This window comes from Bacillus aerius, assembly GCF_029894105.1.
Taxonomy (GTDB): Bacteria; Bacillota; Bacilli; order Bacillales; family Bacillaceae; genus Bacillus; species Bacillus altitudinis.
In genome coordinates, this window is sequence record NZ_JARYHO010000001.1 from 2139786 (window position 1) to 2153066 (window position 13281).

16 protein-coding genes and 1 pseudogene are annotated in these 13281 nt (G+C 40.2%); 3 read left to right on the plus strand and 14 right to left on the minus strand.

Annotation, left to right across the window (positions count from 1 at the left end):
- Nucleotides 1-11: 11 nt before the first annotated feature.
- From deoB to M2353_RS11035, 10 genes are all read right to left on the minus strand, one after another.
- Entirely contained in the window at nt 12-1196 is a 1185-nt protein-coding gene (gene deoB, locus M2353_RS10990) for a phosphopentomutase (protein ID WP_017357920.1), read from the minus strand.
- Between the two features lie 153 nt (nt 1197-1349).
- Nucleotides 1350-2240: a site-specific tyrosine recombinase XerD gene (xerD, locus tag M2353_RS10995; protein WP_243824268.1), complete on the minus strand. Its 891-nt coding sequence runs from the start codon at nt 2238-2240 to the stop codon at nt 1350-1352.
- A 6-nt stretch (nt 2241-2246) separates the two neighbouring features.
- The gene (locus M2353_RS11000; protein ID WP_024718934.1) at nt 2247-2474 is read right to left on the minus strand and encodes a YqzK family protein; all 228 of its coding nucleotides are present in this window, start codon (nt 2472-2474) and stop codon (nt 2247-2249) included.
- Between the two features lie 117 nt (nt 2475-2591).
- A complete protein-coding gene (gene fur, locus M2353_RS11005; RefSeq protein ID WP_003215577.1) occupies nt 2592-3044 on the minus strand; it encodes a ferric iron uptake transcriptional regulator in 453 nt (150 codons plus the stop codon).
- Between the two features lie 121 nt (nt 3045-3165).
- Entirely contained in the window at nt 3166-3810 is a 645-nt protein-coding gene (gene spoIIM / locus M2353_RS11010) for a stage II sporulation protein M (RefSeq protein ID WP_017367532.1), read from the minus strand.
- Nucleotides 3811-3925: 115 nt separating this feature from the next.
- Nucleotides 3926-5056: a S8 family peptidase gene (locus M2353_RS11015; RefSeq protein WP_024718936.1), complete on the minus strand. Its 1131-nt coding sequence runs from the start codon at nt 5054-5056 to the stop codon at nt 3926-3928.
- A gap of 111 nt (nt 5057-5167) precedes the next feature.
- Entirely contained in the window at nt 5168-5389 is a 222-nt protein-coding gene (locus M2353_RS11020) for a hypothetical protein (protein ID WP_024718937.1), read from the minus strand.
- A 68-nt stretch (nt 5390-5457) separates the two neighbouring features.
- Complete coding sequence (locus M2353_RS11025) at nt 5458-5910, minus strand: GNAT family N-acetyltransferase (RefSeq protein WP_284725409.1); 453 nt, start codon at nt 5908-5910, stop codon at nt 5458-5460.
- Nucleotides 5897-7078: a TIGR00375 family protein gene (locus M2353_RS11030; RefSeq protein ID WP_268360833.1), complete on the minus strand. Its 1182-nt coding sequence runs from the start codon at nt 7076-7078 to the stop codon at nt 5897-5899. The genes M2353_RS11025 and M2353_RS11030 overlap by 14 nt, the downstream gene beginning before the upstream one ends.
- Nucleotides 7075-7632 (minus strand): NUDIX hydrolase, encoded by a 558-nt coding sequence (locus M2353_RS11035; protein WP_024718940.1) that lies wholly within the window; start codon nt 7630-7632, stop codon nt 7075-7077. Before M2353_RS11035 ends, M2353_RS11030 begins: the two co-directional genes overlap by 4 nt.
- 168 nt (nt 7633-7800) lie before the next feature.
- Between M2353_RS11035 and M2353_RS11040 the strand changes: the two genes are divergently transcribed.
- Nucleotides 7801-8727 (plus strand): aldo/keto reductase, encoded by a 927-nt coding sequence (locus M2353_RS11040; protein WP_168948775.1) that lies wholly within the window; start codon nt 7801-7803, stop codon nt 8725-8727.
- Between the two features lie 178 nt (nt 8728-8905).
- Here the strand turns inward: M2353_RS11040 and M2353_RS11045 are convergent, their stop codons facing one another.
- Nucleotides 8906-9130, minus strand: coding sequence for a YqkE family protein (locus M2353_RS11045; RefSeq protein WP_008343840.1), 225 nt, complete (start codon nt 9128-9130; stop codon nt 8906-8908).
- A 119-nt stretch (nt 9131-9249) separates the two neighbouring features.
- Between M2353_RS11045 and M2353_RS11050 the strand changes: the two genes are divergently transcribed.
- Nucleotides 9250-10179, plus strand: coding sequence for an alpha/beta hydrolase (locus M2353_RS11050; protein WP_284725410.1), 930 nt, complete (start codon nt 9250-9252; stop codon nt 10177-10179).
- 24 nt (nt 10180-10203) lie between these two features.
- Here M2353_RS11050 and M2353_RS11055 read toward each other — a convergent pair whose 3' ends face one another.
- The 3 genes from M2353_RS11055 to M2353_RS11065 form a co-directional block, all read right to left on the minus strand.
- Nucleotides 10204-11466 carry a response regulator aspartate phosphatase gene (locus M2353_RS11055; RefSeq protein WP_024718943.1) on the minus strand — a complete coding sequence of 421 codons (1263 nt, stop codon included), beginning with the start codon at nt 11464-11466 and terminating at the stop codon, nt 10204-10206.
- Nucleotides 11467-11766: 300 nt separating this feature from the next.
- The gene (locus M2353_RS11060; RefSeq protein ID WP_008343836.1) at nt 11767-12006 is read right to left on the minus strand and encodes a YqkC family protein; all 240 of its coding nucleotides are present in this window, start codon (nt 12004-12006) and stop codon (nt 11767-11769) included.
- A gap of 12 nt (nt 12007-12018) precedes the next feature.
- On the minus strand, nt 12019-12345 hold the full coding sequence (locus tag M2353_RS11065) for an iron-sulfur cluster biosynthesis family protein (RefSeq protein ID WP_284725411.1): 327 nt from the start codon (nt 12343-12345) through the stop codon (nt 12019-12021).
- Between the two features lie 212 nt (nt 12346-12557).
- Between M2353_RS11065 and M2353_RS11070 the strand changes: the two are divergent.
- Nucleotides 12558-13264 (plus strand): annotated as a pseudogene (locus M2353_RS11070) (expansin EXLX1 family cellulose-binding protein).
- Nucleotides 13265-13281: the final 17 nt, after the last annotated feature.

The window sequence follows — 13281 nt, forward strand, 5'->3', positions numbered from 1 at the left end:
GTGATTTCCCCCTATTTGAGTTGAGATAAAAAGCTTGTTCCGTATTTTGGCAGCGTTGATTTAAAATTATCTGCTACCGTTGCCCCAAGATCAGCAAATGTTTTCGCTGTTGGCAGCTCATTCGCTTCTTGATGCTTTTTGCTGTAAGCAATAAGCGGAACGTATTCTCTTGTATGATCTGTTCCGTGATGAACCGGGTCATTTCCGTGATCTGCCGTGATCACAAGCAGATCATCCTCTTTTAATAGATCAAACACTTCAGGTAGACGTGCGTCAAATTCCTCTAGTGCCTTACCGTAGCCTTCTGGATCTCTTCTATGTCCATAAAGCGCATCAAAGTCGACAAGATTTAAGAAGCTCAGCCCAGTAAAGTCTGTTTTCAGCGTCTCCACTAGCTTGTCCATTCCATCCATGTTGGATTTCGTTCTGAGTGAAGAGGTGATTCCTTCACCATCATAAATATCAGAGATTTTTCCGATCGCAATGACATCAAGTCCATCATCTTTCAATTCATTCATGACGGTACGGTCGAATGGTTTTAATGCATAGTCATGACGATTTGGTGTTCTAACAAATGCCCCCGGCTCCCCGACAAATGGACGAGCGATGATGCGCCCTACCATATATTTTTCATCTAATGTCAGTTCACGTGCGATTTCGCAAATGCGGTAAAGTTCGTCTAATGGCACAACTTCTTCGTGTGCAGCAATTTGCAGCACAGAATCTGCTGAAGTATAAACGATTAAATCGCCTGTTTTCATGTGCTCTTCGCCAAGCTCATCCAGAATTTCTGTACCAGACGCTGGTTTATTTCCAATGATGCCGCGCCCTGTTTTTTCTTTTAATTCATTTAACAGTTCATCTGGAAAGCCGTCTGGAAAGACTTTAAATGGTGTGTCGATGTAAAGACCCATGATTTCCCAATGCCCTGTCATTGTGTCTTTCCCGTTGGATGCTTCTTGCATTTTCCCATAATACGCAAGCGGTTTTTCGTCCGCTGGAATTCCTTTAATTTCTTTAATATGACTTAGCCCAAGCTTCGCCATATTCGGCATATGAAGCCCGTTCATTTTTTCAGCAATATGTCCAAGTGTATCTGCACCTACATCATTAAAATCAGCAGCATCAGGTGCTTCCCCGATTCCTACTGAATCCATCACAATGAGGAAAATACGTTTATACTGATAATCAGGCATAAAAAAGCGCCTCCTTCAATATTCTTGTCCTTTCACCTTTCACAACTGGAGAGGTCAGACATCTCAAGTATAAACCGTTTTCAAGTCAATTGACAACCATAAACGGTCCAAACATAAAAAAGCATGATACACGTTCACCGTGCCATGCTTTACTTATGCCCTTGGATGGAATTTGTGATACACGTCTTTTAATCTTGTTTTTGTGACATGTGTGTAAATTTGTGTAGTAGAAATATCGGCATGTCCGAGCATTTCCTGTACGGCTCTAAGATCCGCACCGTTTTCAAGCAAATGTGTCGCAAATGAATGTCTGAGCGTATGAGGCGTCAGTTCTTTTTGAATACCTGCTTCTATGGCTCGTTTCTTTAAGTTCTTCCAAAAGCCCTGCCGCGACATTTTTTTTCCGTGATGATTCAGAAATAAAGCATCGGCCGGCTGTTTTTTGAGCAGCTTGTTTCTGCCTTTTTCTATATACACTTCAATCGCACTTGCAGCAGCTTCACCAATAGGCACGATTCGCTCTTTTCTTCCTTTTCCAAAACAGCGGATAAACCCCATGGTCAGATGCACATCTGCAAGAGTCAGATCAAGCATTTCACTTACGCGAATACCTGTTGCATATAAAAGTTCGAGCATGGCTTTGTCACGGTAGTCAAATGGTGTTTGCTGCTTAGGTGTATCGAGCAGCTTTTCTACCTCATCTAATGATAGAACTTTCGGTAATTTCCGCTCTGTTTTTTGTGATTCAATGTTCCATGACGGGTCATCTGTTGTCACTTTTTCACGGAGCAAAAATTGATGAAAGGAGCGTATCGATGATAGATGACGGACGGACGTTTTACTCGATTTCCCCTCGTCTTTTAACTGTTTTAAATAATGAATAATATGAAGGCGTGTGACGTCTTTTACATCTGTCAATTGTTCATGCATCATTAAAAAAGACAAATAGTTCTGTAAATCTCTTTTATAAGAGACAATGGTATTTTCAGAGAGTCCTCTCTCTACTGTCATAAAATGAATAAAGTCGGATAATTGATCCTTCAATGGTTTCTACTCCCCGTTTTGATAAAAATAAATCAATCGATCCTGCCACCTGTCTTGTTTCGGCTGATCCATTTCCATCACTTTTATCGCTGCACCTTCTGGTTTATCATAACGATGATAGCTTTCATATTCTGAATTTATCCATATCATAGCATAATAGAACAGGACGGTAAAACCAGTGAACAAGATAAATACTTTCATTACTTCACCTGTTGTTTTGAGCCATTTTCGCATGTTCTTCATGTCCTTTCTCGTGTTCTCATTACTTTAGCATATGCCAGGTGGGACAAGGAATATACAGCGAACATGCAAAAAACCTTTTCATTTTGAATGAAAAGGTTCCAATTCGGATTATTTGCCGGATTCATCATCATGACACCGGTGGCAAATACCATGGAATGTCAATCTATGATCCTTAATTTTAAATTTCCAGTCGCGTTCAATAATCTCTTCAACATCTTCTAATAAATCATCTTCTATCTCATCGACTGTTCCGCATTCCATACAGACAAGATGGTGATGGAAGTGAGCGGCTCCTTCTTTGCGAAGATCATATCGCGAAACGCCGTCTCCAAAGTTAATTTTATCAACAACTTTCAGTTCAGTAAGCAATTCTAACGTCCGATAAACAGTAGCAAGACCAATTTCAGGAGACTTCTCTTTTACGAGGAGGTATACATCTTCTGCACTTAAATGGTCTTCTTCATTCTCAAGCAGTACTCTTACTGTTGCTTCACGCTGTGGCGTGAGCTTATAGCTGGAAGAATGAAGCTGTTTCTTAATTCGATCAATCCGATTTTCCATTGACTTTCCCTCCTACGCCACATTACTTGATCATTATATCAAATGATGTGCAGAGAGCCAACTATAATCATTTTAAATTGATAAATAAATTGATTATTATTTAATAACGATTATAAAATTATCAAAACAGAACACCTGCCAGCTTTTTCATCAGCATGAATGATAAGTATGATTCAAAAAAGGACGAAAGAGCAGCGAGGGTTAAAATCATCAGTAGAACAGAAGCATACCGGCCAAACCAATGGATTGGCGCTTGACTGATGGTTTTTTTCATAAAAAGCTGACCAATTAAACGAATGGAGAACGCAATCGCACAAGTTCCGATCACTAAATACGCAGGAATGAGCAAGATATTTTGAGGAAGCACCGAGACAAAAGATAGAAAAAAACCGCTAAGCCCCATTTGATTGACCAAAAAACCGACAGTAAACCCAACTACAATCCCTTTTAAAAAGATCATCAGAAAAATAAGCGGCAGGCCAATGATGGAAATTCCGAGTATCCACATGAGGCCCAAATATTTCATATGATGCAAAAAGCTTTGCAAAAACATTTCTTTTGATTCTGCTGCTTTCTCATTCGTCAGTTGACCAAAAAATTGATTTAAATAGTAGAATAAATCCTCTTTCTGACTCATTGTCATACTATTGACGATAATGGCTCCAAAAATGACGCCCATTAAAAATAGTACAGAAACAAACAAATAAATTGATAAATGATCTTTCACGTGCTGAAGAAGATGTTCTTTCCAAGACTTTTTCCGCATGCGCCTTCCTCCCAAATAGTAAAGGTTACTAGATTCTATGAGAGAGCACACGAAACATGACAGTTTTATGAAAAGAAAAACGAGAAAGCAGCTGCACACTGCTTTCTCGTTTCCTTTATCGTGCAGCTTTTTGTACGTTCACAAGCCCAGCCCCATAATAAAAAGGTTCGCCAAGTTTTGTGGCCGTTTTTGTCAGCCTTTCACGCAATTCATCATTTGTCAGATTCGGATGTTTTGATAGAATGACTGCCGCAGCACCAGCTACATGAGGTGATGCCATAGACGTTCCACTCTTATATCCATATTCGTTATGAGGAATGGTACTTAATGTTGAAACGCCTGGTGCTGATACTTCCACTTCCTCCCCAACAGAGGAATCAAAGGCTCTTTGCTTTCGTTGATCCACTGATGCGACTGCCATGACAGAGCTGTATTTGGCCGGGTAATCTATCGTATTAAGTGACCCGTAGCTCCCAGCATTTCCTGCAGATGCGACAATGAGAATCCCGTTGTCATATGCTCGATCGACCGCTTCTTTCAGCGCCTCTGATTCACTTGCTCCCCCCATACTAATATTGATGACATCCATCTCATTCTCAATCGCCCATTCAATGCCTTTAATGATCCAGCTATAGTAGCCGTCACCATTTTCATCTGCCACTTTCACCGCATAGATCGAAGCTTTTGGTGCCACACCAACCACGCCTACCTTATTATCTAATGCTGCGATCGTGCCTGCAACGTGGGTTCCGTGTTCATGCGGGTCAACGAGCGGATCGGACTCTGTTGGAACAAAGCTAACACCACCAGTTACATGTAAATCTTCATGCTTGCCGTCGATTCCACTGTCAAGAACAGCTACTTTGACATTCTGTCCGGCATATCCTCGTTTATGTACCTTTTGTGCTTTAATGCTTTTGATACCATAAGGGACGCTTTGACCGCTTGTTTTTGCTTTTTGGTCTTCCTCAATAAAAGTAACTTCTTTTGCTTGATGTAGTTTTTCTTTTGATGCTTCGTTCAACGAAACTTTCATCATATCTATTTTATCTATTGATTCTTTCACATGACCGCCAGCTTTTTCAACAAGCTGTTTTTGTGTTTTGTCTTGAACGGAAGAAGAAAAACCGATCATATACTCTTTTTTTGCTTGATCCTTTGCAGATACATCTGATGCGCCGAATGTCATCGATGCCAGCAGCATACTTGCCATACAAAGCCCTGCTCCAAATGATTTGACCTTCACGATACCCACTCTCCCTTTCATTTCTTTTTGTCATTTAACTACATTTTTAGACAAAAAGAAACGACCGTTTGTCCTATTTTTTAAAATTTTTCCAATTATTTGATCTACTTGTCACAAAAAAGCAAAATAAAAATGCTTATGATCCTGTTCATAGCGATCATAAGCATTCCTACCTTTATGTTTTTTCATCATATGCTGCAAGGCTTCTTGTTTTGTTTTTGTCTTTCTTTCGTGTGTACTAAAATGCGGTATATTTCCTCTCGATTGTTCTGGATTTCGACTGTGCTGCCTTTGAAGGTGTTCTCTCTTTTTCTTTGCTTTGCTTTTTCCCATTTCACAAAACCCCTTTCGTTGTCGTTATGATACATGAAAGAACCTAAAAAAGATAGACGTATAGACGCCTATCTTTCTATTCTCATCATATCAAGATGCGGACTTCCATCCTCATCATAACAATCTGAGACAGCTTCGAAGCCAAACGATTCGTAGAACGATTTCAAATAAGCCTGTGCTTGGATTTTAATCTTTGTTTCGCCTAATTCACTGAGCTTTTTTATCGCCTGATCGAGCAGGATCTTCCCGTAACCTTTTTTCCGGCCGGTCTTCGTCACAAGGACACGGCCAATGGATGCCTCTTTGTACATGATCCCGCTTTGGAAAATGCGGCAATAAGCCACAATTGTGCCGTTCTCTTTGGCGATTACATGCAGCGCCTCTTGATCACGATGATCAATTTCAGGATAAGGACATGTTTGTTCTACAACAAACACATTCACTCTTTCCATTAAAATTAGGTAAAGGTCCTCTTTAGACAGTTGTTCAAATGTGTGACATGTCCATTTAAGTTGATTCATGATTGATATCCACCTTACCGTAGACCCCGCCTCCGCCAGCGATCAGTCCAACTTCACCTCTTCTTGCTTTGATGATGTAATCGGCTGTTTTCTCAGGCAGGACCGCTTTTAATTCTTGTTCTGTTGCTTGATGAAGAATATTCATCTCTGTATGAAAGACAGCTTTCAATTTTTCTAACGTTTTGGCTCCAACACCTGGAATAAATTGAAGGGGAAGCTGGTGAACATAAGGAGGCCTTATTCCTTTATCACTTTCTTGGTCAGCAAGCTCCTTTAACCGCTCACTCACCCCTTTTGTCATTCGGGTATGGCCGCATGCTTCGCACTGTTCTTGCTCCTGACTGTCAGGTCTTACCCCGCATTTCTCACAGGTCGTATGATAATACTTTCCGAGCCGCGGAGCGAGCCCATAATTTCCAGTGATGTTTCTGCCATCTTTTCCTTGAAGCGCTAGCTCGAATTCAGCAAAGGAGGCATGATCCATTCGGATCTTAGTATATTCCCGCGCAATTTTCCCTAAAGAATGGGCATCTGAATTTGTTAAAAAAGGATAGCGGTTTAGCTCACTTAGCTGGGAGGCCATAGACGTATCACAGCTAAGGCCAAGCTCAACAGCATCAATGAGTTCTGGATCGAATACTTCGGTTAAAGACGTATTGACCCCTTTGCCGTATAAACTTTTATGCGGCGTAAAAATATGGGCAGGAATAAATAATCCCCCTAGTTCCTTCACCTTATGCTGAAGCGTTCTCCCATCCACATATAACCGCTGTGAACTCAAATGCACATTTTTCATATGAAGAGAAAGCCATGCGGAAAACTCCGACATTTTACGAAGCGTGGGCATAAAGGCAAGCACATGAATCGGACCTTTTGATTGGTCATCATTGATTTCTAGCTCACTGCCTAAAAGCAAAACGGTCTTTCCAAATGATAAACCGCCATCGCTTAGTTCAGTGTACGTGCCTTCCTCTACACCTTCTATCAATTCTTCTAAGACTTCAGGAGATTGTGCATCAATCACACCAATCATCCCCATCCCTTTACTTTGAGACGCTTCAATGAGAATTTGGTCAATGGTCAGTGACCTTGCACCTGTAATTTTGACAGCCCTGCCTGTTCTTGTTCGACCAATATGAATATGGATATCTGCAAAGAATTCCCTCATTTTGTAGACTTAAGTACCTCTTGTAATTGTAAGTATTGAATGGCATAGGCTGTTTTTGCATCATAAATATGCTGTTTTTCGATGAGGTGCAGCGCTTCTTCTAATGAAACTTCCATCACTTCGACAAATTCATCCTCATCCAGCTCTCGTTTCTCTTCAAGCGGGACCAGCTGATCGGCAAGGTAGATATGAACAATTTCATCCGCAAACCCTGGTGATGTATAAAAGGCGGTCAGTTTTTGGAGCGCCTGAGTTGTATAGCCTGTCTCTTCTTCTAATTCTCTCAGTGCTGTATGTGCCGGCTCTTCTCCTTTTTCTAATTTTCCAGCCGGGATTTCAACGATGGCTCTCTCCAGTGCTTTACGGTATTGCTTGACCAAAATGATTTTATTCTCGTCTGTACGTGCAATGACTGCTACTGCACCTGGATGTTTAATGATTTCGCGTTTGCCTGGTTTTCCGTTCGGCAATTCTACATCTTCAAGAACCAAGTCAATGATTTTTCCGTTATATAATGTTTTTGACGATAATGTTTTTTCTTCAAAGTCCTTCAATTTTGTCAGCTCCTCGTTCTACTTTCACTTTTTACTTCATTCATTTTAACATAGATGTTTTAGGAGAAGCCAAAATGCGGATGCCTGCTTCAATGCGCCTTTTGAAATCACCTAGCTTGAATTCCAGAATTGTTTCACTTAATGTGAAAGGATAGGAGTGTGATTGAATTGAAAAAAAGACGAATTGGCACCTCTGATCTCGTGGTTAGTGAGGCGGCACTAGGATGTATGTCCCTTGGGACTGAAAAAGAAAAAGCGCTCTCTTTATTAGATGAAGCCATTGATCTTGGGATTAACTATTTGGATACAGCTGATTTATATGATTTTGGAACAAATGAGGAAATCGTCGGGGAAGCCATTAAGAACAGACGCCAAGATTTGATTTTGGCCACAAAAGGCGGCAACCGCTTTGAAAAAGGCAAACCTGGCTGGGACTGGGATCCTTCAAAAGCATATATAAAAGAGGCAGTGAAACAAAGCCTGAAACGACTTCAAACAGATTATATTGATTTATATCAATTGCATGGCGGCACAATTGACGATCCAATTGACGAAACCATCGAGGCATTTGAAGAATTGGTTGAAGAAGGTGTCATTCGCTATTACGGCATATCGTCAATCCGTCCAAATGTCATTAAAGAATACGCCAAAAAATCAAACATCGTGAGTGTGATGATGCAATATAGTTTACTCGACCGCCGCCCAGAAGAATGGTTCTCTCTTCTTGAAGAACAAAGCATTAGTGTCGTGGCAAGAGGTCCTTTAGCAAAAGGATTATTAACTGAAAAACCCCTTTCGCAAGCAAGTGCGGCGATTCAAAAGAACGGGTATCTTGAATATTCATTTGAAGAGCTCCAGCAAATCATTCCTTCGTTAAAGAAAGTCGCTTATGACCTATCACTGACAGAGCTGTCCATTCAATACTTGCTCAAGCATTCTGCAGTCAGCTCTGTTGTTTTTGGCGCAAGCTCGGTGAAACAGTTAAAAGAAAATGTGGCAGCGGCAAAGGCACGTTCATTAAGCGACCAAGAAGTTAAAGCTTTGTCATATTTCACAAAACAGTCTGTGTATGAGACGCATCGTTTGAATCAATAGAAGACAAATGGAAGAACAGCTTGCCACTTATGTTTTGTTTTAATGTACAACCAAACCTATTGGTGCGATTCTGAAATGAAGTAATACGAGGGAGTTAGACGTGTTTCCTCTCAGGCTCATGTAGTATGTATTCATCTCAATGATATAACAAAAAAAGGGAGCATCACAGCTCCCTTTTTTAACTTTTATACTTTCTCCAGTCTAAATGACTTTCATCTAGCAGCTCTGAGAAGCTTTTATTTTTTTCTTTTTCTTTCTGTTGCCGAAGGAGGTCTTGTCGTTTTTGTTCTTCTCTTTTTTCTGTCTCGGCGGCCAGATTCTGCTTCATTTGAAGGAGCTGCTGTTTCACATCATCCTTTATGCCGTCCTTTAGCTTTGCTTGATCTTGATTCGTCTTTTTCACTTTGCCTCTCTCCTTTTGCCTTAGTGTATCATCCGTTTTATTTGCTCAGCAAGAGTCACGCCAAACTCCCAACATGTGGTATGATCATCATAGAAACCCTTCGGAAAGGAAGAATCAGCTTGAAGAAGAAATGGCTCGCTATACTCGCCTTGATATTATGTCCACTCGCTGCAATCGGCATTTTTTTTACCAATAAAATGATGTATATACGAAAATTAACGGATGAAGAGCTCATCAAACGAGAATCAGATGAAGGGCACTATCATCACGAGGAGTTTCAACAGCTGCAAAAAGAGAAAGTTTGTATTCCTTCAACATTTGGTTATGATCTTCATGGCTATTTTGTACCGATCCCTCATACAACACGTACCATCGTTCTTTGTCACGGGGTTACAGTCAGTTTGATCAATTCCGTGAAGTATATGAAATTATTCCAAAAGCTTGGATGGAATGTGCTGCTTTATGATCATAGAAGACATGGGATGAGCGGCGGAAAAACAACGAGCTATGGATATTATGAAAAAGAAGATTTGGCTCAAGTCGTCAAGTGGCTGAGAAAAAGGCTTGGGGAAAAAGCAATCATTGGGATACACGGAGAATCGATGGGCGCAGTCACAACTTTATTATATGCTGCAAAACCGGATGCAAACGCCAATTTTTACATCGCTGATTGTCCTTTTGCTTCCTTTGAGGATCAGCTTCTGTATCGATTAAAAACAGATTTTCGTCTTTCAGGACAGTGGATTCTTCCACTAAGTGATCAAGTGTTGAAATGGCGGGACGGTTACAGCATTCGGCAAGTTTCTCCACTTGATGTCATCGATCAGGTGAAAGAACCTATCCTTTTTATTCATAGCCTCCATGATGACTATATCCCTTGTGAGCAAAGCGAGCAGTTATACGCACGCAAAAAAGGTGATAAACGGCTATTTATTGCGCCACATGGTGCGCATGCGATGTCTTATAGTGACAATAAGGAAGTCTATGAACAAGAGGTCGAAGCATTTCTGGAAGCATTTCAATTCAATCAAAATGAAAGAGGAGAATGAACAGCCGTTCGTCTCCTCTTTTTGCTAACTTATACGATAGTCACCACTGTTGTATGGTGTCTGCCCGCCAGCTCCATATGGCTCTCTTCCGATTGCTGCTGACTCATGACCGATAACCCTGCAGTTGCTGCCAATAAAAGAACTATCAAACTCATTTTCATATAAATGACCTCCATTTTGAATTTTTGATATGGCTTGAATTTTCCTTTCGTAATACCGGGTAGAAACTTCAAATAATCCAAGCTCATTATAATAATGAGCCGCATCAAGTGCCAGTTCCTCAATATCTGGGTATAAACGCTTGTCCTCCAACAAATCTAATGTATCGTCTATGATTTTTATTTCTGCATCAACGTATAATGCTTTTAAAAACTGAAACTTGCAGATGTAAATTTCATCTTCTAATTCACAGGCTTTCATAATACCTTGTTGATAGAGGGTTAACGACTCTTCTATTTGTTTTTGTTTAAACAGGATTTGGGTCAGCATAAATAGTGGGTCTAGAGAGCGATTCAGATGGGTTAAATTCTCCTTTTCAAACACTTCAAGAGAGTCTTTGAGATAGCGACTTGCTGTAGCAAGATCGTTCATTTGGTAATAGCAGTTACCTAAGTTGAAAAGGGCCGAACCTATGACTCGAGGGTTTCCAATTGAGCGTGCTCGCTTTAGAGCATTTTTAAAGTAGGGCAATGCATGTTCATAGCATTTCAAATCATCATAGTTTGCACCTATGACAAATTCACAGTGGATGATTCTCAGCGTGTACGTTCTGTAGGCAGAGTACGTATCTAACGCTTGCAAAGCATAGTGCATCGAAAAGTGGGTTTGTTTCATGTGGTAGTATATTTCTGCTAATTTAAAATAAAATTCTGCTCTTTCTATATCATCTGATATGAGATTGAGCTTTTTTTCAGCGGAACGGTAATAAGCAATGGCGCTCAAATAGTTTCTCTGTTCAAATTCAAACATTCCTGTAAAAAAATGAACATAGTATTCAAGCATATCTGTTAATTTGGTCTGCGAATGTTCAATTGTTTCTAGAAGCTTCTTAATCTCCTCATCATTCGAGGCTTTTTTTGCCGGTTCAAAATATTCAAGCATGACCTTATGTCGAAAATCCATCAGCTGGTAAAAAAGCAGCAAGTTCTGATCTTGCTCCATCTCAAGGATTTCCTGCTCGATCTCGGCTTTTAGCTTCTCTGCTTTCATGACATGAAATCCGCAAATCTGCCTATACCATTCGTTTATTTTGATTCCAACCTGAGGCGATGACAGCTTGAGCTTCAATTCACCTTAGCACCTCCCTCCTCATGTACGATACATGTTGTATTCTATCATATTTCCTCGAATGGAAGAAATATGAAATGTCGTTTTTCGTAAAGTTTTCGGTATCCCGCAATAACCGCTTTCATTGCCGATTTTTCGGCATTTACAGTCTCTATTTTTCTCTTTCTATTTTTCTCATTTTGTCGAAATGTTTGTTAAAAATGACTTTTTATCGTTGAAAAATCTCATTTTTCAAATTAGACAGTTCTCCTGTTTGATGAGATGATGATGGCACAAAAAAAGCCCTCTTCAGCAAAGGGCTTATAACACATCTGTTACGTGTTCCATATTCTCTTTTATCCAACTGACTGCTAATTCAAGCGTTGGAAATTCTTCCGTTTCAAATGTGACTTCATCTTGGAGAAGCCAGACGTCCTTTTTTACTGAATCCATTCCACCGATTGACCAGTGCAAAAGGCTATATGGATGATTATTATTTAAAAACGACACCCACGTTTTATTTTGTGCCGTATTTTGTATCACTTTCAGCTTTTGATCCACTACGTTTCCACCTTACTTTACAAGTATACCCATTCTCGGGCTGAGTATTTGTTGAGGACTTTTCAACATAAGTGTATTGGCTTTTTCATTAAAATCAATCGTCATTTCCTCGTCAAAAAACACCTTTTGTGCTGTGTGTATATATAGTTTTAAATATTGGCTATTTTTAAGTGGTTCCCATTCACCTGTTCTTTCACTTGTTAACCAAAGCATCGGTACGCCACTCACTGCACAGCCACAACCTTCTGAATCGTAGCGAAGCAGTAATTCCTTCGTTCCGTTTCCTGTTTGCTGTTTTTCTATATACGTTTTAGCCAGTTCTGTGATGTGAATATACATGGCGAACATCCTTTTTAAATTGATGCTTACATTGTAACACATAAAACACCATAAAACATGACACACGACTAAATCCGAAAGTCATACTCTTTGAAATACACGCTCTTCTCACTAGGATTATATCTATCTATTGGCTCTTTCTGCATCCTGTTTTTTAGAATTATACTGATGACGCTATCAATTTTAAAAGAAGAAACAGGAGGTTTTAGATCGTGAAAAAAAGATTATCTCTCTGCTTTATCGGGGCGCTGATATTGATGTTGAGTTTCACTATGCCCAACATGAAAGCGGCATCTATCCTTGATGAAGTACGAGAAAGCTATGCGACTTATACGGGATCTGGTTACTCAGGGGGCGCCGCTTTATTAGATCCTATTCCATCTGACATGAAAATTACGGCTTTAAATCCCCATGACTATAACTATAAAGGGGTAAATGCGGCACTTGCAGGGCTTACCTTGAAGTAACGGGGCCAAAAGGAAAAACCGTGGTGTATGTAACCGATAAATATCCAGAAGGATCAAAAGGAGCTCTTGATCTTTCTCCTAATGCCTTTGCCAAAATTGGCAATATGGCAGACGGGAAAATCCCAATTAGTTGGAAAATTATAAAAGCACCGATTAGCGGAAATGTAGCTTACAGAATAAAAGAAGGTAGCAGTGAGTGGTGGGCTGCGATTCAAGTGCGCAATCATAAATATCCGGTTATGAAAATGGAATATTACAAAGATGGACAATGGGTGAACATGGAAAAGACCGACTACAACCATTTCCTTGGCTTTCATATGGGGTCTACATCTCTTCCTGTTCGAATCACAGATATCCGCGGGGTCATAGTAAAGGATCAATTACCCGCTCTTCCATCTACTGCTGCTTCACAGGCCTATATTGTAAAAGGCAATGTTCAGCTTCCTAATTAACTGAGGAGAAGAGGCAG